The organism is Dasania marina DSM 21967 (genome assembly GCF_000373485.1).
Classification (GTDB): Bacteria; Pseudomonadota; Gammaproteobacteria; order Pseudomonadales; family Dasaniaceae; genus Dasania; species Dasania marina.
In genome coordinates, this window is record NZ_KB891576.1 from 94,998 (window position 1) to 114,627 (window position 19,630).

Annotated in this window: 17 protein-coding genes; 14 read left to right on the forward strand and 3 right to left on the reverse strand. The window is 49.0% G+C overall.

Going from position 1 to position 19,630, the window contains the following annotated elements:
* Positions 1–40: 40 nt before the first annotated feature.
* Positions 41–1,405: an exodeoxyribonuclease VII large subunit gene (xseA, locus tag B067_RS19675; protein ID WP_019528980.1), complete on the forward strand. Its 1,365-nt coding sequence runs from the start codon at positions 41–43 to the stop codon at positions 1,403–1,405.
* Between the two features lie 7 nt (positions 1,406–1,412).
* Here the strand turns inward: xseA and B067_RS0105070 are convergent, their stop codons facing one another.
* Complete coding sequence (locus B067_RS0105070; protein ID WP_019528981.1) at positions 1,413–2,063, reverse strand: Crp/Fnr family transcriptional regulator; 651 nt, start codon at positions 2,061–2,063, stop codon at positions 1,413–1,415.
* 292 nt (positions 2,064–2,355) lie between these two features.
* Here B067_RS0105070 and B067_RS0105075 point away from each other — a divergent pair, with 292 nt between their 5' ends.
* The 7 genes from B067_RS0105075 (at position 2,356) to B067_RS0105105 (ending at position 9,489) form a co-directional block, all read left to right on the forward strand.
* Positions 2,356–3,861, forward strand: a complete 1,506-nt coding sequence (locus B067_RS0105075) for an adenylate/guanylate cyclase domain-containing protein (protein ID WP_019528982.1) — start codon at positions 2,356–2,358, stop codon at positions 3,859–3,861.
* Between the two features lie 12 nt (positions 3,862–3,873).
* Positions 3,874–4,245, forward strand: a complete 372-nt coding sequence (locus tag B067_RS19680; RefSeq protein WP_019528983.1) for a response regulator — start codon at positions 3,874–3,876, stop codon at positions 4,243–4,245.
* Positions 4,246–4,253: 8 nt separating this feature from the next.
* Positions 4,254–5,840: a sensor histidine kinase gene (locus B067_RS19685; RefSeq protein WP_019528984.1), complete on the forward strand. Its 1,587-nt coding sequence runs from the start codon at positions 4,254–4,256 to the stop codon at positions 5,838–5,840.
* Positions 5,841–5,876: 36 nt separating this feature from the next.
* A complete protein-coding gene (locus tag B067_RS0105090) occupies positions 5,877–6,485 on the forward strand; it encodes a YigZ family protein (protein WP_019528985.1) in 609 nt (202 codons plus the stop codon).
* 163 nt (positions 6,486–6,648) lie between these two features.
* A complete protein-coding gene (locus B067_RS0105095) occupies positions 6,649–7,830 on the forward strand; it encodes an MFS transporter (protein ID WP_019528986.1) in 1,182 nt (393 codons plus the stop codon).
* Positions 7,823–8,557 carry a tRNA pseudouridine(65) synthase TruC gene (truC, locus tag B067_RS0105100; protein ID WP_019528987.1) on the forward strand — a complete coding sequence of 245 codons (735 nt, stop codon included), beginning with the start codon at positions 7,823–7,825 and terminating at the stop codon, positions 8,555–8,557. The genes B067_RS0105095 and truC overlap by 8 nt, the downstream gene beginning before the upstream one ends.
* A gap of 83 nt (positions 8,558–8,640) precedes the next feature.
* Complete coding sequence (locus tag B067_RS0105105) at positions 8,641–9,489, forward strand: CvfB family protein (protein ID WP_019528988.1); 849 nt, start codon at positions 8,641–8,643, stop codon at positions 9,487–9,489.
* Positions 9,490–9,714: 225 nt separating this feature from the next.
* Here B067_RS0105105 and B067_RS0105110 read toward each other — a convergent pair whose 3' ends face one another.
* The gene (locus tag B067_RS0105110) at positions 9,715–10,527 is read right to left on the reverse strand and encodes an alpha/beta fold hydrolase (RefSeq protein WP_019528989.1); all 813 of its coding nucleotides are present in this window, start codon (positions 10,525–10,527) and stop codon (positions 9,715–9,717) included.
* A gap of 104 nt (positions 10,528–10,631) precedes the next feature.
* Here B067_RS0105110 and B067_RS0105115 point away from each other — a divergent pair, with 104 nt between their 5' ends.
* The 6 genes from B067_RS0105115 to B067_RS0105140 all read left to right on the forward strand — a co-directional run bounded on the left by B067_RS0105115 (position 10,632) and on the right by B067_RS0105140 (position 17,758).
* Positions 10,632–11,513: a hypothetical protein gene (locus tag B067_RS0105115; protein WP_019528990.1), complete on the forward strand. Its 882-nt coding sequence runs from the start codon at positions 10,632–10,634 to the stop codon at positions 11,511–11,513.
* The gene (hisA, locus tag B067_RS0105120) at positions 11,510–12,274 is read left to right on the forward strand and encodes a phosphoribosylformimino-5-aminoimidazole carboxamide ribotide isomerase (protein WP_019528991.1); all 765 of its coding nucleotides are present in this window, start codon (positions 11,510–11,512) and stop codon (positions 12,272–12,274) included. Before B067_RS0105115 ends, hisA begins: the two co-directional genes overlap by 4 nt.
* Positions 12,275–12,781: 507 nt before the next feature.
* Positions 12,782–13,384, forward strand: a complete 603-nt coding sequence (locus tag B067_RS0105125; protein ID WP_019528992.1) for a HEPN domain-containing protein — start codon at positions 12,782–12,784, stop codon at positions 13,382–13,384.
* 144 nt (positions 13,385–13,528) lie between these two features.
* Positions 13,529–13,942: a GFA family protein gene (locus B067_RS0105130; protein WP_019528993.1), complete on the forward strand. Its 414-nt coding sequence runs from the start codon at positions 13,529–13,531 to the stop codon at positions 13,940–13,942.
* 680 nt (positions 13,943–14,622) lie between these two features.
* Complete coding sequence (locus B067_RS0105135; protein WP_019528994.1) at positions 14,623–15,714, forward strand: hypothetical protein; 1,092 nt, start codon at positions 14,623–14,625, stop codon at positions 15,712–15,714.
* A gap of 40 nt (positions 15,715–15,754) precedes the next feature.
* On the forward strand, positions 15,755–17,758 hold the full coding sequence (locus B067_RS0105140; protein ID WP_019528995.1) for a BCCT family transporter: 2,004 nt from the start codon (positions 15,755–15,757) through the stop codon (positions 17,756–17,758).
* Between the two features lie 193 nt (positions 17,759–17,951).
* On the opposite strand, the gene B067_RS0105145 is transcribed toward B067_RS0105140, so the two are convergent.
* Positions 17,952–19,622, reverse strand: a complete 1,671-nt coding sequence (locus B067_RS0105145; RefSeq protein ID WP_019528996.1) for an arylsulfatase — start codon at positions 19,620–19,622, stop codon at positions 17,952–17,954.
* Positions 19,623–19,630: the final 8 nt, after the last annotated feature.

Below are 19,630 nucleotides of genomic sequence, written 5' to 3' on the forward strand. Positions count from 1 at the left end.
GAACTTATGCAATTACAAGGGTTTATGTTTCAATAGCGCCATGCTTACACCTCAAAACCCCGCCAATAATCGCACCGTACTCAGCGTAGCTGAGCTTAATCGCCAGGCCAAACGCTTACTGGAATCGGAATTTCCCAATGTTTGGATAGAGGGCGAGCTTTCCAACTTCTCGCAGCCCTCCTCCGGCCATTGGTATTTTAGTTTAAAGGATGCCAGCGCCCAAGTGCGCTGCGCCATGTTTCGCGGCAGTAATTTGCGGCTACGGTTTCAACCTCAGGCTGGGCAAAAAGTGGTAATTAGAGCCAAGCTCAGCCTGTACGAGGCTCGCGGCGACTATCAGTTAATCGCCGAATATATGGAGCCCGCCGGTGCCGGCGACTTGGCTCGTGCCTTTGAAGAGCTAAAAGCTAAGCTTAGCTTAGAAGGCCTGTTTGACCCTGCCATAAAACAAGCCCTACCCGAACACCCCAAGCACATAGCCGTTATCACCTCCCCCACGGGGGCTGCCATCCGCGACATTTTAACGGTACTCAAACGCCGCCACGCCGGCATACGGGTCACCATTTTACCGGTGGCGGTACAGGGCAATGAGGCGGCCGGGCAAATAGCTAAGGCTATAGCCACCGCCAACCACTTGGCCGCCAGCGAGCAGGCCAGCTTTGATGTTATTTTGCTAGGTAGAGGTGGCGGCTCACAAGAGGATTTATGGGCCTTTAACGAGGAGATAGTTGCCCGCGCCATCGCCGCCAGCGAGTTGCCCTTGGTTAGCGCGGTAGGCCACGAGACCGATTTCACCATAGCCGACTTTTGCGCCGACCTGCGGGCTGCCACCCCCTCGGCCGCAGCCGAGCTGCTCAGCCCCGACCTCAGCGAACAAATAGCAACGCTGGCAGGCTACCAGCAATGGTTAATCAGCTTTATGCAGCAGCGACTCAAGCAGCAGCAACAGCAATTGGGCTGGCTGTCCAGCCGCCTGCGCCACCCCGGTAGCCGTTTAGCAGAACAACAGCAACGGCTGGATGAATTAGACATACGTCTGCAACAGGCCTGGCAGAAAAACCGCAACCACAACAGCCATCGCGCCGACTTGCTGCGTATACGCCTACAGGCTTGTCAGCCTCTTAGCTTAATCAACGGCCTGCGCCAGCACAGCCTCAACCTGTTAAAACAGCTGAAACAGTTACACGCGCAACAATTACAGCGACAGCAACAACAGCTGAAGAGCACCATGCAACGGCTGCACACGGTCAGCCCGCTGGCGACCTTAGAGCGGGGTTATTCCATACTGTCGGATCAGCGAGGGCAAGTAATCAACAAGATTGAGCAAGTACAGGCAGGCCAGCAATTAGAAGCCAAGCTCAGTAACGGCAGGCTCAGCTGCGTGGTGGCCGATGTTGGTAAGTAAAAACGGGTTAATATTCCGACGGTAAGCGGCCGTGAATAATAATTTGTCGGCCCTCAAAGCTAATATAGTCACCCGCCACCAAGTCTTTGAGTATGCGCGCCACCATCTCGCGAGAGGCACCCACCCTATCGGCTATATCCTGCTGGGTAAGCTTCTCGGGGATAATAGAACTCACTTCATCTCTGGGCGTAGCCATATCACTGAGCACATTAACCACCCGGCCATAAACATCTTGCAGCGCCAGCAACTTCACATCCAAGGTCAACTTACGCACTCTACGAGCGAGGTTGCGTATTAGCACCTTTGCGATATTGGGCTGCTCATCTAAAACCCGGTTAAAGTCCTCTTTATAAATAATACAAAAATTCGATTTATCCATGGTGCGCACGGAGGCTGAGCGCTTATCGTCATCCAGCAGTGCCAGCTCACCAAAATGCTCACCGGCCTTCATGGTATTCATAATAAATTCCTTGCCCGCCTTATCGCTGCAATACACCTTTACTCGGCCCGAATTAATGATGTACAGGGAGTCGGCATAATCCCCTTCATTAATCACCACGGTGTTTTTAGCATAAGTGCGCACTACCACTTTCTCCGCCATTAATGCTAGCTCCTGCGGATTTAAGCCCTTGAAAATATCCAGTTTTCCGAGAATCATTATTATTACCACTTATTATAATTGTTATTCTCAAGGCTAAGCGCACACGGCCATCCCTTGACTCCATCCCATGGCACGAACGGTAGCTCCGCTACCTTTCTACCACCTTGCCCCACGTAATAGTGCCAAAAATATAACACAGCATTGCCACATTGCCAGTTTTCACTTATTGACTACCCCAATACGGTACTATCGCTTTAGCCATACTAGGATATACTTAATTGCGTTTGCTCAGTAGTAGCGGCTAAATATCCAATAATACTAAAAAAAATATCCTTAGCATGGTGGCTCTATGAACACACTCACTCCCGGCCACGTAGCCGCAGCCAACAGGCCATCTAAAAATTGGCCGGCAACAGCCCGCCTGATTATTACTGCCACCACCGAACTCTATAGCAACCAATACCAACAACACGGTGTCATCCATAGCGATTTTAGCAAACTACTTATCGCCGCCGAAAAACTAGAGCAGCTCAGCCTACAACAGGAGCACGGCGCCATACCCGAGCACCAAAAAATCTGGCACGACCTACGAAATGTAATGGCTGCCCTGCAAGGCTACGTAGAGTTAATTCAAGAAGAACAACAGGTCGATGAAAAATCCCAGCAGCAGCTAGAACACATAGACCGCCTCACCCTGCAATTACTAGAGTTTGATAACAAACACAAATTTCCGGCCAGCAGCTTATACACCGACAATACCGCTAACCCCAAGCTCGTTGTTAGCGGTAGTATTTTAATAGTCGATGACCAACGTGAAAGCCGCGAGCTAATACGCCGCCACTTACTGCGCGACCAACACCAAGTGCTAGAGGCTGCATCCGGGCCAGAAATGCTAGCGCTGCTAGAGCACCAAACGGTAGACCTCATACTGCTAGATTTAATTCTACCCGAGATGGATGGCCACGAACTGCTGGCGCGACTGAAACAACATCAGAAATGGCGTGCCATACCCGTTATCGTAATATCGGGCAATAAAGATACCGAGCGCGTAATACGCTGCATAGAAGCCGGCGCCGAAGATTATTTATTCAAACCTATTAACCCTGTACTACTAAAAGCGCGCATTAGCGCAGGGGTTGAGCGTAAGCGCTGGCTAGACAAAGAGCAGCGCTATAGGCATGAGCTGGAAAAAAGCCAAACCTTTATCCGCAAAATTTTTGGCCGCTATGTTTCTGAAGAGATAGCCGACACCCTATTACAAAACCCCGACGCCCTAGACTTGGGTGGCACCCAGTGCAAAGCCACCATCATGATGGCTGACATACGCGGTTTCACCACCATAGCCGAGCAATTACCGCCACAACAGGTGGTACGCTTGCTTAATAATTATTTAGGCGCCATGTCTGAAATCATTATGAATCACAATGGCACTGTTAATGAATTTATCGGTGACGCCATACTGGCTATATTCGGCGCCCCCATAAACCGCGAAGACGATAGCGACAGAGCCATACAGTGCGCACTGGCCATGCAAAACGCTATGGCCACTATCAACCAACAAAACATAAAAGAATACTTACCCGCTATACAAATGGGTATTAGCATCAATACCGGGCCAGTCATCGCCGGCAACATAGGCTCTTTAAAGCGCACCAAATACGGTGTGGTTGGCCACACCGTTAATCAAACAGCACGGATAGAAGATGCTTGCCCTGCCGGTAAAATCCTTATTTCTGAATCCACCCTAATCGACTCTACCGCCATACTGTCCATAGGCAAAAGCCAAACCATACAAGCCAAAGGCATCTTAGCTGCCATCAATATTTTTCAGCTCAACGATGCCGCCCTTCCATAAACAGGACAGACTATGGACACCATTTTATTAGTAGAAGATAACGAAATGAACCGCGACATGCTGTCGCGACGCTTGCAGCGTAAAGGTTATAAAGTGGTATCCGCCATTAACGGTGAAGATGCGGTCACCATAGCCAAGCAGTTGAAACCCCACCTCATTCTAATGGATATGGAACTGCCCATTAAAGACGGCTGGACCGCCAGCAAAGAAATCAAACAACTACTACCTAGCATTCCCATTATCGCCCTCACCGCCCATGCCTTTGAGGGCGACAAAGAAAAGGCCTTAGCGGCGGGTTGTAATGACTACGCCACCAAACCAGTAGACTTTAATGCCCTGCTGGGCTTACTCAGTCGCTACCACGACAAAAACTACCAAATATAAAAACCATCATGAGCTTACGCGATCGACTCACCCTAGCTGTTATTACAATTTTGGTCTTATTCTCTATTAATGTAGGTACAGACTCTTGGAGTAATAACACCCGTAAAGCCAGCATGAAAAAACTGCAAGAGGCCGTACAGGGGCAGCTGGAAATATCGGCTATTAAACAAAACCTAGACAGCATTTACCGCAACGTATCGTTGCACAGCTCATACCAACAAACAGCCGCGAAAAGAATTAGCCTAGAAGATACCACGCAAGCCTTAGTTGACATCAAACAACTACAAAACGATATGCAAAAAATGGGTTTATTAGTCAATAAATTCAATGCTGACAACTTCCAACGACTCTGGCAGCAATTTTCCCAACTCAGCCAAAGCTGGGAGAGTTTTTATAGGAATAATAACCCCCATAGCGATAACACGTTCTACATTCATAACAGCGCCTTACAATACCAACAGGTTTTATCCTTACTGCAACAACAAAAAGACCAACTCATCACTATAGTCGAAAGCCAAAATATAGAAATAAATAAAACCGAAGACCTTACCAATCGCATCACCATAGTGGTGTTTTTTATCTCCATCATACTCACTATAGGCTTGGGGGTTATTTTAATACGCTACACCAATAGCGAACTCAACCGCCTCAAGCAAGGTGCCATTATTATTGGTAATGGTAATTTTGATTATCGCATACCCATTAAAAATAAAGATGAGCTAGGTGCGGTAGCTGAGTCTTTTAATATTATGTCTACAAAAATGAAACACGCGATGCATGAAGTCCATACGGCCAAAACCCAAGCCGACCAGGCCAATCGTTCCAAGAGTGATTTTTTGGCCAACATCAGCCATGAACTACGCACACCACTCAACGCCATCATAGGCTATAGCGAAATGATGCTAGAGGATTTACAGTGCGGTGACATTGACAAAGAAGAACAAGCCAAAGATTTGATTAAAGTGCTATACGCCGGCCGCCATCTGCTCAGCCAAATTAATGATGTATTAGACTTCTCTAAAATTGAATCGGGCAATATGACTATCTATAAAGAACGCTTTAACCCCAATCAAATATTACAAGAAGTAGTTAACACCATACGGCCGCTGGCAAGAAAAGGCGACAACACCCTATTTTTTGACAACAGCCAAATTGCCCCAGACCTACACACTGACATCACCAAATTTCGGCAGATATTTTTTAATCTACTCAGTAATGCTTGTAAGTTCACCCAACATGGCGACATACATTTACGCGTGCTGTATGACCAAAAAACACCCGAGCGGGTACAGTTTGTGGTTAGCGATACCGGCATAGGCATGAGCGCCGATCAGCTTAAAGTGGTATTCGACCCCTTTATTCAGGCTGACACCTCCACCACCCGCCGCTATGGCGGCACCGGCTTGGGCCTAGCCCTGTGCAAACAGTACTGCCAATTAGCCGAAGCCAGCATCCATGCCCACAGCCAACCCGATAAAGGTTCACAATTTTATGTAGAATTCGCTACCCTAGTAAACCAACAAGTAGCTGGCCAACCATTAGCCGGCCAACAGCACAGCAGCGATACCACACCAACCAGCTCCGCCGCTATCTGAACCTACCACTAGTCGACCATAAGCCAAAACCCTATCGTGTCTTACTTAGTACCCCAATCAGCCGTGCGTTTTGAATTAGAAGAAAAACGCAGCCGCTTTATTTGCTACCTACAACCGGTACATTCCCGTGCTCAGGCGTTGGGCTTTTTAACCCAGCTGAAACAGCAATACCCCGATGCCAGCCACCACTGCTGGGCCTATGTCATAGGCAACCCACAAAATCCCCAGAGTATGGCCGCCAATGATGACGGTGAGCCCTCGGGCACCGCGGGCAAGCCCATGCTGCAAGTGCTGCAATACCGCCAAATCGGTAATATCATCGCCGTGGTAGTGCGTTATTTTGGCGGCACCAAACTGGGCGTTGGCGGCCTAGTGCGCGCCTATACCGCGGCCGTGCAACAGGCCACCGAGCAACTCGCGCTACAACAACACGTGCCGCTGAGCCAGCTCAAGCTGCAATGTAGCTACCCTTGCGAAGCCATTGTTCGCCACCTCATCGAGCAAGTTCAGGGCCGCATAGTGGATGCCGACTACGGCGCCGATGTGAAGCTGTGCTTAGAACTACCCAGCGCCGAGCAAGCGGCGCTACTAAGCCAACTAGGCAACCAAGCACCGGGTCAATTTAGCCGTTTAGATACGGAATAAACCCTAGCGCCCCCTTTATTCATAAGGCTTATCGCGCAGATAAACCACAGCGCGCTGGAAAAGTCACCCCAAACTGCTTATGCTTGCGGCTTTTATTATTAAAGCGCAATGGGCTAATAACCCACGGTCATTAACCCATAACCATCATTAATTAAACGCTTACATGCCTATTCTTTTTATTACAGTTGTTATCGACCTCATTGGATTTGGCATCGTTATCCCTATACTGCCTTTTATCGGTTTAGAGATAGGCCTTAGCAGTTTTGATATAGGCGTACTGATCGCCATTTACTCTATCTGCTCCGGCATCTGTGGCCCGTTTTGGGGCAAGCTTAGCGACAAGTGGGGGCGCAAACCCATTATGTTGTTTTGCCTATTTGGCGGCGCAGTAGGTTACGGCCTACTGGCACAGGCCGATAGTTACTGGAGCATCTTTTTTGCCCGCGCACTGGGCGGTGTGATGGCCGGTAACTTCGGCATAGCCTCCGCCATCGTCGCCGACATCACCACTAACGAAAACCGCGCCAAGGGCATGGGTGCCATAGGCGCCGCCTTTGGCATAGGCATGACCGTAGGCCCCTTTTTGGGCGGGGTATTGGCCGGCGACCACTACAACCTAGCACTGCCCTCCATGGTGGCCGCCGGGCTTTCGCTATCAGCCATGCTGGCGGGCTTTCTGTTTTTAAAAGAAAGCCTAGGCCCAGAGCAGCGCTTATTAAAAGCACAGCAACCCGCCGACAAAAGCTCCTTATACGGCATGATGAAACAAACCGGCAACCGCTGGCTGTGCCTGCAATATTTTTTACACAACCACAGCGTTAGCCTTATGGGTTATCTGTTTCCGCTGTGGGTAGCGGCCATGCTGGGCTGGGGCCCTAAAGAAACCGGCTATGTGTTTGGCGCCCAAGGGGTAGTGGCGGTATTAATTCAAGGCGGCTTGATGGGCCGTCTAGTCAAACATGTGGGTGAATTAAAACTACTGGCCATTGGTATAACCGGCTTAATAACGGGCTATAGCATAGCGCTGTTTTTTCAAAGCGAAGTCGGTATAGTCACCGCGTTTTTTGTGGCGATTACCGGCGCCACCTTTTGTATGCCCGTGCTCAACTCACTGCTATCACAACGCACACCTGAAGCCATACGCGGCCGCATGATGGGCACCGCCACCTCCATATCGGCACTGGGTAGAATGTCAGCCCCTATCGCCGGTGGCATAATGCTCACCCTGTTTGGCTACAGCGCCGCCTGGATACTGGGCATAGTGATGGGCTGCATTTATCTCAGCTGGGTAGTACATGAACTGCGGCAAGCCAAACGCCAAGCCATTATCACTGAGCATGGCTGAACCGTTAGCCATCATCTACCGCGACCAATACCTGGTCGCCATTAATAAACCCTCGGGCTTATTAGTACACCGCAGCATGATAGACAGGCACGAAACCCGCTTTGCCCTGCAATTGCTGCGCGACCAATTAGGCCAACACGTCTACCCCATACACCGCTTAGATAAACCTACCTCCGGGGTACTGATATTCGCCCTTAGCGCAGACATCGCCCGCCAGCTCAGCCGCTACTTTCACGATAAAGTCGTCAGCAAAACCTATTGGGCGGTAGTCCGTGGCTACACCCCAGAAGCCGGCACCATAGATCACCCTCTAAAAGAAAAGCTGGATAAAATCAGCGACAAAAAAAGCCGTCTAGACAAACCCGCACAAGAAGCTATCAGCCACTACCAACGGCTGGCCACCATAGAGCTGCCCTACTGTGTTGATCGCTACCCGCAAAGCCGCTACTCGCTAGTGCAAGTCAAACCCGAGACCGGCCGCAAACACCAAATACGCCGCCACCTAAAACACCTAGGCCACCCCATTATAGGCGATGCCAAACACGGCAAAGGCATACACAACCGTTTTTTCCAACAGCAGTTTAACTGCCATAGGCTATTGTTAGCCTGCACAGAAATGTGCCTGCCCCACCCAGTAAGCCAACAGCCGCTGCGCTTACAAGCCGGGCTGGATGCCAGCATGACTGCCCTCCTCCAACGTTTTAACTGGCCGCAGCCCGCACAATAGATCACAAAGCCCAGCGCTTTGCGGTAGAATGGCGCTTTTACACATTTAGCCGTTTACACATAACGCTATAGATAGAGCACAACATGGACCAAAGCAGCACCGTACAGCTGGGTAAAACCAACACCCTCAGCATTAGCAAAATTAACGCCGTAGGCGCCATGTTAGATGGCGGCCCGCTGGGAGCTATACTGCTCACCGCCACCGCCAATACCCCCAGCCTCACCGTGGGCGCGAATATAGACGTGTTTGTATATTTAGATGCCGAAGGCGAGCTGGCCGCCACCACCCTGAAACCGAAAGCACAGCTGGGCGAAATCGCCTGGCTACAAGTGGCCGACGTTACCAACGTAGGCGGTTTTTTAGATTGGGGCCTACCCAAAGATTTGTTTATCCCCTTTGCCGAGCAACAGTTCGAGTTGCAAGCAGGCCGCCATGTATTAGCGAAAGTGTATTTGGATAAAAAGAATCGCCTCACCGCCTCCACTCGCCTAGACCATCTATTAACCGACGACGAGCACGACTTTAGCGAAGGCGAAAAAGTAAACTTAGTCATCGCCGAAAAAACCGAACTGGGCTACAAGGCCATTATCAACCACCACTGCTTCGGCCTACTCTACGACAACGAATTAATCCAGCCACTAAAAAAAGGCCAGAACCACATAGGCTATATCAAAAAAATTCGCAGCGACCATAAAATAGACCTCAGCCTCAACCCCATAGGCTTTAACCAAGAACAACACGACGCCGTCGCCAATAGCATTTTAGAAAAACTAAAAGAAAACGACGGCTTTATGCTACTCAACGACAAAAGCCCACCCGAAGCCATCTACCGCGTGTTTGGCGTCAGCAAAAAAGCCTTTAAAAAAGCCTGTGGCACGCTATATAAGAAAAAGATTATCACTATAGAAAAGCAAGGGATTAGGTTGTGCTAGGCGCACAAGCTGTAAGCTGTAAGCTGTAAGCTGTAAGCTGTAAGCTGTAAGCTGTAAGCTGTAAGCTGTAAGCTGTAAGCTGTAAGCTGTAAGCTGTAAGCTGTAAGCTGTAAGCTAATAATTTTGATTAGCCCCCACCTACCCTGTCAATGTTTTTCTTACAATTTGAAGCTTGCCGCTGCTGTGATTTTTCTTGCCGCTTGAAGCTTGTCACTTGTCGCTGCCTTAATTTTTTTGCAAAAAATTAAGGCACAATAAATTAAACGCCTCCGGCTTTTCTGCATGCAACCAATGGCCGGTGTTTTGTATCACTTTCACGCTGGCCTTGGGGAATAACTGCAATATGCGCTCGCGGTGTTGCGGTAAGATGTAATCCGACTGCTCGCCTTTGATAAATAATACTTCGCCCGGATATGCCGTTTGCTGGTCTAATCCAGCTTTAATCTCTGCGTAGTTGGCTTCTAAGGCAGCCACGTTCATGCGCCAGGCAAAACGCTTGTCATCGCCCCTATACATGCTGCGTAATAAAAACTGCCTCACTGCGGGCTCTTGTACGTGGGCGGCCAGCATGGCGTCGGCGTCGCGGCGGTTGTTTACGGCGCTAAAATCGACGGCTTTCAAACCGGCAAACACCGCGTCGTGGCTTGCCTCGTAAGCCACCGGCGAAATATCCGCCACTATCAGCTTGCTAACCCGCTCAGGCTGCGACAGCGCCAACTGCATGGCTACCTTGCCGCCCATGGAGTGGCCCAGCACATGGGCCTGTGCAATGCCCTGGGCGTCCATATAGGCCAACACGTCACTGGCCATTAAGGGGTAACTCATCAACGGGCTATGGGGTGATAAACCGTGATTGCGTAAATCCAAACTGTGTACGTTATAGTGCTCGGCCAAGGCCTTAGCCACCGCCCCTAAATTGATCCCCATACCAAACAGGCCGTGTAGCAAAATCACCGACTCTCTGCCAGGCATGGCAGTACTAGGTTGTTCAAGGTGGGCATGTAGTTGCAGGGCCTGTTCTAGGGGCAGCTCGCTCATTATTTATTCTCGGCTTCTCATATGGGTATACGGTTGTTAGAATCACTCAGCAAATTCATCACATAAGCCAGTAGGCCTTACTTAGGGCCGTAATAGGACTCAACGTGCGCATTATACTCATTACCCTAACATTACTCATCAGTGCTTGTAGCAATAACGGCAGCATCTCTGAAAAAGGCGCTTCCGCATTCCCCTATCGTTACAATAACGAAATCGTTAAAGCCAAACCCATTAAAAAAGTCATCGTCGCCAATACCAGTTTTGGCCGTCCAGTCATGTCACATTTACGTAAAGCCGACAGTCGCGTAAAGCGCCACGTAAAAGAATTTTTAAAAGATAGCGGCTACCAAGTGTTACCCGAATACCATTTTGAAAACGCATGGAAACAAGCGGTACGCAGCTACGGCCAGCCCTACGACCCCAGCACCGGCCGCATAGACAACGTCACTTGGCAGCGCGTGATGTACACCGCCGGGCAAACCCTTAAAAAACAAACCGATACCGATGCCATCGTCTTTGCTGACGTCATCGAACACAACGCCCAACACAACAACGGCCTACAACACTTGGCCCGCTTTAACGGCGTCAACCGCAAACCCATGTTAAGAGGTGCCGACAAATCGATACCCTTAGGTTTTGATTGGAACCAAGAGATTAAAGCTGCATCATTATTAGTTAACATTTACAACATAGACTTACAGCGCGTGTTAATGAACTACGGCGGTATTTCTACCACCCAAGAGTTGGACACCAAAAAAGCCGACCCCGTATGGGTGCGCAGACGCAAACTACTCTCTAGCGAAGACGATATAGAAGAAGCCATGGCCATCGCCTTCCACCCTTTTATAAAAATGTCTGACTACCCCGGCAAAGAACAGCCGTACGAAACGCTGCTTAATAACCAGAGCTCAGATCAGAGCACCGATCAAAGCACCGATCAAAATGCTGATAGCTCAGCGACTGAACAGGCGGAGCCCGCCCAGTGACCCTGTTTAGACCTTGCATAGATTTACACCAAGGCCAAGTGAAACAAATTGTAGGTGGCAGCCTTACCGAACAAGGGGCTGCCACTAACTTTGTGAGCAGCCACGATGCCCGCTACTACGCCCAGCTATACCAACAGCGGCAACTCAACGGCGGCCACGTTATCGCTTTGGGCCCCGGCAATAAAGAGCAAGCCATTAGTGCGCTACAAGCCTGGCCCCAGGGTTTACAATTTGGCGGCGGCATCAACCCCGAAAACGCCAGCGAGTTTTTGAACGCCGGCGCCTCACACCTAATCGTTACCTCTTACTTATTTGAAGGCGGCGAATTCTGCTGGCAGCGGCTAGAAAAAATCAAAGCTGAGTGCGGTAAAGACAGGCTGGTATTAGATTTAAGCTGCCGCAAAACTGACAGCGGCTGGCACATCGCCACCGACCGCTGGCAAACCATTACCAATACTGCGGTTAATGCCGACACCTTAAAAGAATTGGCCAGCCACTGCGCTGAGTTTTTAATTCATGCGGCTGATGTGGAGGGTTTGCAGGGGGGTATAGATAAGGAGTTGGTGACGCTGTTAGGGCAGCATTGCAGTATTCCTGTTACCTATGCCGGTGGCGCAAGGTCGTTGCAGGATTTGCAGGAGGTAGATCGGCTTTCTATGGGTAAGGTGGATTTGACCATAGGTAGTGCTTTGGATATTTTTGGGGGTAGTGGTGTTACTTTGGATGAGTGTGTGGATTGGAATAAGAGGCAGGTTGGTTAGCCTCCCCGCCATATCGTACAACACCCCTCATCCGCGCATTCAGGTTTTATTACACTGTCATACCGGCGAACGCCGGTATCCACGGCCTTTTCTTCTTTGTTATCGTAGCAACCTGCTTGGCCGGGTTCCGCCCTGCTAGGCGGGTTACTTTCTTTTGCTTGCCCAAAAGAAAGCTAACCAAAGAAAAAGGCACCCTAGTCCGTCGTCGGCTACGCCGATCCCCTGCGCTACTCAATTTTTAACGGTCGTTCCGTTAAAAATCTCCGTTGCTCGGCGACTCCCAAGGGGAGTTTGGGTGCTTCGTAGCGAGTTTGGTGGGGCATAGAGCTTAGGTGATAGTGTTGTGAATAATTTACATAAAAATGCCTAGGCATGGCTGTTTGAAGATGTGTATATTTAGGCATGAATGTGTGGAGATGTACGTATCGGTTTAAATGTAGGCATAGTGCCTAAATATAGATATGCTAGTTAATAAAACTGTTAGAGCTAAAATTAAAGTGAGTATCCATGTTTGATAAGAGCAGTAGTTCTGTTTGGCTGAGTTATGCTGACAATAGTTATATAGCAACACGCTTATTATGGTTTACAGGATTTCTAATTGAAACCCCTGTAAATTCACATAGAACAATTGAACTCTATATTAAGGCTTTTTTGGTTGGTAATGGTATTCAAGTAAAAATGGGATCACCTGCTTGGGGGCATAAATTAAGTGACCTTTATAAATCTGCAGTTGAAATAGATCCTAGCATTGAAAGTAAAGATGTATATAGGCGGGTAAAATTTTTTGAAAGATACTTTGATTTCGTTAGATATCCAAGCGATAAAGTTTGTCCAGATGATGGAAGCTTGACGTGGTTTAGTTTCGATTCAAATATAGCGCCTTTAGATGAGTTAGTTGCATTTATTCGCCCAAGGGTTTCACTTGATCTAACAGATTGGAGTAAAACTAATATATGTAACTTATTAGCTGATGAAGAAAATGCACAACCACATCAATTACGCGCACTAAAAGATGGAAATAATTTTATCGATACCATTAATACAAATATTACGACATCTCCACATGTTGTTTTTGACTGTGATTTTAATTTTGACGAAGCAGGTTGCTGATATAGCTCTAACAAAAACCTAAAAAAGACAAATAAGTAGTGGGATCAGATGAAACTTTGAAATTTTCAACATACCGACCAAACTGGTAACAGTCTTAGCCAAAAACTCTCACCAACCAAACAATACAACAGGAGCACCACCACCATGAAATACCCCATAGAAGGTTCCTGCCAATGCGGTCAGCTCACTTACAAATTACATGAAGCACCAAAAATGGTGATTGCCTGTCACTGTACCGAGTGCCAGAAGTTATCGACGGCGCCTTTTAGTGTGACGGCGATGGTGCCGGCGGATACTATCGAGTTTAGTGGTGAGCTGAAGGAATGGAGCCGTTCTTCTGATAGTGGTAATACGAGTAGTGGAAAATTTTGCCCTAGTTGCGGCAACCGTGTGTACCACTACAACCCTGACGATCCATCCATAGTAAAACTAAAGCTTAAACCCGTAAACATGGCTGACGATAGCATATTCGAACCTACGGCACATATTTGGGTAAGTGAAAAATTAAGTTGGTTTGATATACCAGAAGGCGCAAAGGTTTTTGATAAACAGCCGTAGTATCGCTGTGTCATCGAAATCCAAGCCACTGGATACCGGCGTTCGCCGGTATAGCCTTCCCCATTAACACAGCGTGACCCACGTAGTGCTATTGCCATCAAACCTAACAACGCGCTACTCAACAACCTACTATCACAAACCTCCCCCTCTACGAAGCACCCGTTCCCCTTGGCAGTCGCCGAGCAACGGAGAGAATTAGCGGGGCGAAGCAGCGACGCATGTCTGAGCCTTTTGAAGATTTATTATCTTCAAAAGGTGAGTTCGGAAGCGACCGCTAATTTTTGATTCAAATACGCTAAGGCGTATTTTCACCCTACGGGCGCCTTTAGAAAACATGCGTCCAAATTGCTAAGCAATTTGTGGGCACGCAAAGGCCTCTTATCGCCCGGCAAGGCGAAACATCGCTAAAAACACAGTGAGATAATAAAAAAGCAAAAGCCCCACCCCTCCCAGCAAAACAACCTAATTTTTTAAACAAGCTAATCCAGCAGCATGCACTATCCTTTATAAACCAACACAAAACCCCCTTATATGGCCTTTTCAAAACAAAGAAGGCATAAGCTTGTTATGATGGCTTAGCAAAAAACCCCGTGTTTTAGCCGCAGTACCGCTAAAAACTCCATTCACCTCAAACCGGCCTGCCTATCGAGAGCTTACCGGCACCGAACAAGAGAGCTAACATGCAATGCCTACAGAAACGCCTAGCCTACCCGCTTGCATTTTTTAGCCTTATGGCAGAGCCTCTTAGCGCTAGCGCCGAGGCCGAAAGCACACTATCTGCAGGTGTGTGGGGTAATTACAAATACCTGCCCGGTGACAAATCCAATACCAATAGCGGTGGTGAGTTCACCGACGAAGCACTGATTATTTATGCCGATGGTGATGCCCAAGACGAAGGTGACTGGCTGTACTCGGCTGAGATGCGTATAGGCCCCGGTAGTTTTACTGACCCCGACAATAATTCCAGTGGCAGTGAATTCGCCCTACACAAAGCTTGGGTGGGCTGGCGTTGGGGTGAAAACTCCATCTTGCGGGTGGGTAAATCACAAATACCCTTTGGCTGGAAAACCAGTAACTTCTGGCCCGGCGATATGTTGCTGGCAGGCTACGGCGACCAAATGGACGTAGGCCTAAAACTCAGCCACGAGCACCAGCAGTTTCACTATGACTTCGCGTTTTATCTGGCTGACGACTGGGGCGGTAGCAGTACCGACACCCTTGATGACAACGGCCACTGGGGTAGCTCTACCACCTACCGCAAGGTGCAAACCTGGGTGGCTAATGGGCTATGGCAGGCCAACGAGCAGCACGCCATAGGCCTGTCACTGCAAAGCGGCCAACTACAAGACCTTACCGGCACGCCGGACAAGCCTACCAGTGGCGCCCATCAGGCTTTCGCGCTGTACTATTTAGGTGAAATCGACAATCTATTTTTAAAAGCCTCTTATATACAGCAATCGCGGGACTTACCTAAGGCTCACTGGCAGAGTGCCCTACTGCCGGAAACCATTAAAAACAACCGTTTGGCGGCCGAGATAGGCTATCACTGGGGGCCCTGGACCTTTTACCTAGACGCCACCGCTGCCCAGCCCAAAACCAAAGGCAGCCGTGCCGATACCGTTACCGCCTATGTACCGGGGGTTAAATACGACTATGGCCCCGGCTGGATCTATGTAGAATATTTACAACAAAATGGCTTTGTAGACCGCAATGGTCAGGTAGGTGAAGGCGACTTCGATGCACTGTATATCACCTTGGATTTTTACCTGTAGCCATTAACTCCACACACAGTAACTGTAAACGGATAGCATTATGAGTAAACAAACAGACCTAGCCTCTGATCCTGAAGAGAAGAAAAAGAGCTGGATAAAAGTTAATCCTCCGGTTTTTATCGGCTCAGTCACATTGTGTCTGATATTTGTGCTCTTTACAGTTCTTGCGCCGCAACTGGCTAACCACTTGTTCTCAGCGATTAATGGCTGGGTGGTTCACACCGCGGGTTGGTTTTATGTGTTGGCGGTGGCGCTGTTTTTATTGTTTGTGGTGATTATAGCGCTATCAAGTTACGGCCATATCAAACTAGGCCCAGACCATAGCGAGCCGGATTACAGTTTTTTATCCTGGTTCGCCATGTTGTTTTCCGCCGGCATGGGCATAGGCCTAATGTTTTTTGGTGTTGCCGAACCCGTCATGCATACCATGAACCCACCCGTAGGTGACGCCGGCACCGTTGAAGCCGCGCGTCAGGCTATGCGCATCACGTTTTTTCACTGGGGCATGCATGCTTGGGCGATCTATGCGGTAGTCGCGTTGGCACTGGCTTATTTTTCCTTTCGGCATAATTTACCGCTGACGATACGTTCAGCGTTTTACCCACTGATAGGCGATAAAATTTACGGCCCTATAGGCCACGCTATCGATATATTTGCAGTGTTAGGCACGCTGTTTGGGGTGGCGACATCGCTGGGGTTTGGGGTTATCCAGGTCAACTCCGGCCTCAACTATCTATTTGATGTGCCAGTGAATACCAACTGGCAAATGGCATTAATCGCCATCATCACCTGTTTCGCTACTATTTCAGTAGCGAAGGGTTTAGATGGAGGCATACGTCGTGTATCTGAACTGAACCTGATACTGGCTGTTATTTTACTGGTGTTTGTCTTGGCGGTAGGGCCTACCGTGTATTTACTACAAGCCTATGTGCAAAACGTAGGGGCCTATTTATCGGGGCTGGTAGAAACTACCTTCAACCTCTATGCCTATGAACCCGGCGACTGGATCGGCGGCTGGACTCTATTTTACTGGGGTTGGTGGATAGCATGGTCACCGTTTGTGGGTATGTTTATCGCACGGGTTTCCCGTGGCCGCACCATACGCGAATTCGTTACCGGCGTATTAATCGTACCGGTAGGCTTTACCTTTATGTGGATGACGTTTTTTGGCAATAACGCCCTGCATATGATTTTGGATCTGGGCAATGTGCAATTGCCGGCAGCGGTCGCCGCTGACACTTCAGTAGCACTGTTTCAATTTCTGGAGTACTTGCCACTCTCAACTATCTCCTCGCTAATTGCCACCGTGCTAGTGATTACCTTTTTTGTCACTTCGTCTGACTCCGGCTCACTGGTGGTGGATATGTTAACTTCCGGCGGTGAAGAGGAAACCCCAGTTTGGCAGCGTATCTTCTGGTCGGTGCTAGAGGGTTGTATTGCGGCCGCGCTGTTAGCCGCTGGCGGCCTAGCGGCACTACAAACCGTCGTCATTGCCAGCGCCCTACCCTTTGCCATTATTATGCTCTTTATGTGCTGGGGCTTGGTACGCGCTTTGCGGCTAGAGGTGGTGAAACAAGTTACCTCGCGCGAGGCTATGATTGCACCGCGCCTACCACCCCGGCCCGGTGGCTGGCAGCAACGGTTGTCGCGCATAGTGCACCAACCCGGCCACGAAGAGGTAATGAGTTTTCTAGAGAACGTGGTAGAACCCTCACTAAAAAAGGTGGTGGATGAATTAACCAAACGCGCGCTAGACGCACGCGTCACTAACGACAAACAGGGCCGAGTTTGGATAGAAGTAGACCACGGCGATGAGCAAGAATTTTTCTATTCTGTACATGCACGCCCCTACATCCCTCCCACCTACATCATGCGCGACACCACCCGCCGCCGCGATGAAGAACTACGCTACTATCGCGCGGAAGTTTACTTAAGCGAAGGCGGACAAGACTACGACATCATGGGCTGGGCCGACGACCAAGTCATAGCCGACGTACTAGACCAGTATGAAAAACATATGCATTTTCTTAGTGCGGTGCGTTAGGTTTTTATTTTGTTTTTTAGCGGCCCTGAAACTCACGTTATGGGCCGTTAACAACGCCAATAACTGCTACTCCTCAGGCTGCCGGAGCTTGAACCTCTCCCGATAATGTAGACACCTCCATCAATATAGGGAGCAGAACATACCTGCCCCCTCACAAAAGCCTGGCAACTCAAAAAACTTTCAAATATACCAATCAATAACTGCTGTACCAATCAGGAATAATGACATTGTTTTTCTTGGCGTATTGCTGCCAGCGTTTAATCATGGCTTGTAGCTTTTGTGGGTGTTTAGCCGCTAAGTTTTTCTGCTCGCCGGGGTCAGTGACTAGGTTGTAGAGCTGCCAAGCATCATTACCATAAGGGGCTTGTTGATGAAGCAGCTTCCAGTCACCGTGACGATAACCTCGCCTGCCAATTAACTCCCAACCTGCCTCAGGCAGTGCCGAGGTATCCACGCTGTTTACCAATAAAGAGCGGCCGGTGATGGGTAAAACTTCTCTGCCCAAAAATTGCCCTGCCGGCGCTTCAACACCCACCAGCTGCAACAGTGTAGGCATCACATCTTTTACCGTAACAAATTGTGTTGATAGTGGCTGCGCAAAAGTTTTTTGAGGGTAGGTGATAAACGCAGGAGCTTTAATGCCGCCTTCAGATGTATACGCTTTGTAATGTTTATAGGGGCCAGCGGTAGCCCGTGCCCAGTTGGGGCCGACTAAAAGATATGAGTCGGGCTTGCCCATATTCTCGTAACGGTTGTTGCAGCACTTCTCTACCCAGGGAATAGCCTCCACTAGGCCGTGCTCCAGATCGTGGCCTTCGGCACCGTTATCCGACATAAAAAATATAATGGTATTGTCGTACTGCCCTGTGCTTTTTAAATAATTAAGCAACTTACCCATATAAATATCGACGTCGTCTAACATGGCGGCGTAAATTTCCATTTTGCGTTGTTCGTAGTGCTTCTTTTCTTCATCTAAGTCAGCCCAGGCGGGCTCACCTTGCAAGCGAGGCACTGGTTTACTATCCGCCGGCACAACACCTTGGGCTATGGCGTTGTTAATACGCTGCTCATGCAGCTGGTCATAACCCTGCTCGTATTTACCTCTATATTTTGCAATAGACTCCGCCGGCGCCTGTAGCGGCCAATGCACTGCCGAATAAGCCAGGTAGGCAAAGAAGGGTTTGTTTTGCTGTTTACCGGAGTCTATATACTGCATCAATTTTTCGGTAAAAAATTGTGTCGAGTAAAAATCTTCAGGGAGCTTAACCAACTTGCCATCTTCACGGTATTGAGCACCACCTTCAAACAAACCCAAGTCATCAAAATGGCCACCGCCACCATTTAATAAAGCATATGATTTGTCGAAACCTCGCGCCGCCGGGCTGTGCTCAGCCTGCTTACCTAAATGCCACTTACCGGTCATATAGGTGTTGTAACCGGCCTGTTGTAAAACTTCTGCTAGGTTAGCTGCTCTGTCGTTTAAGTAGCCCTCATAGCCTGGCTGCCCCTTTTGGTTGGGCGATAATAGTTCGGCCATATTGCCTAGGCCAACCAAGTGATTGTCTGCGCCGGTTAACAACATCGCTCTGGTGGGCGAGCAAGTAGGTGCAGTGTAAAAATTAGTTAAGCGCATGCCGCTATTGGCGAGTTGATCTAAATTGGGCGTTTCAATCTCTCCGCCAAAGCTGCCTAGGTCGGTAAACCCCAGATCATCAACAACGATTAATAGTATATTGGGGCGCTGGCTGCTAGTAGCATTGGCCGCTACAGACTGGCCAGTAACAGTTTCTTGTTCAGGTTTTAACCACGTACAGGCCGTAACCATAGCAACAATCGCAACAGCTACTAAAAACGACTTTTGCATAAAGCCTC

Coding starts and splice junctions, on each gene's coding strand:
- xseA (WP_019528980.1), top strand. CDS start 41: ATGCTTACACCTCAAAACCCCGCCAATAATCGCACCGTACTCAGCGTA.
- B067_RS0105070 (WP_019528981.1), bottom strand. CDS start 2,063: ATGATTCTCGGAAAACTGGATATTTTCAAGGGCTTAAATCCGCAGGAG.
- B067_RS0105075 (WP_019528982.1), top strand. CDS start 2,356: ATGAACACACTCACTCCCGGCCACGTAGCCGCAGCCAACAGGCCATCT.
- B067_RS19680 (WP_019528983.1), top strand. CDS start 3,874: ATGGACACCATTTTATTAGTAGAAGATAACGAAATGAACCGCGACATG.
- B067_RS19685 (WP_019528984.1), top strand. CDS start 4,254: ATGAGCTTACGCGATCGACTCACCCTAGCTGTTATTACAATTTTGGTC.
- B067_RS0105095 (WP_019528986.1), top strand. CDS start 6,649: ATGCCTATTCTTTTTATTACAGTTGTTATCGACCTCATTGGATTTGGC.
- truC (WP_019528987.1), top strand. CDS start 7,823: ATGGCTGAACCGTTAGCCATCATCTACCGCGACCAATACCTGGTCGCC.
- B067_RS0105105 (WP_019528988.1), top strand. CDS start 8,641: ATGGACCAAAGCAGCACCGTACAGCTGGGTAAAACCAACACCCTCAGC.
- B067_RS0105110 (WP_019528989.1), bottom strand. CDS start 10,527: ATGAGCGAGCTGCCCCTAGAACAGGCCCTGCAACTACATGCCCACCTT.
- B067_RS0105125 (WP_019528992.1), top strand. CDS start 12,782: ATGTTTGATAAGAGCAGTAGTTCTGTTTGGCTGAGTTATGCTGACAAT.
- B067_RS0105130 (WP_019528993.1), top strand. CDS start 13,529: ATGAAATACCCCATAGAAGGTTCCTGCCAATGCGGTCAGCTCACTTAC.
- B067_RS0105135 (WP_019528994.1), top strand. CDS start 14,623: ATGCAATGCCTACAGAAACGCCTAGCCTACCCGCTTGCATTTTTTAGC.
- B067_RS0105140 (WP_019528995.1), top strand. CDS start 15,755: ATGAGTAAACAAACAGACCTAGCCTCTGATCCTGAAGAGAAGAAAAAG.
- B067_RS0105145 (WP_019528996.1), bottom strand. CDS start 19,622: ATGCAAAAGTCGTTTTTAGTAGCTGTTGCGATTGTTGCTATGGTTACG.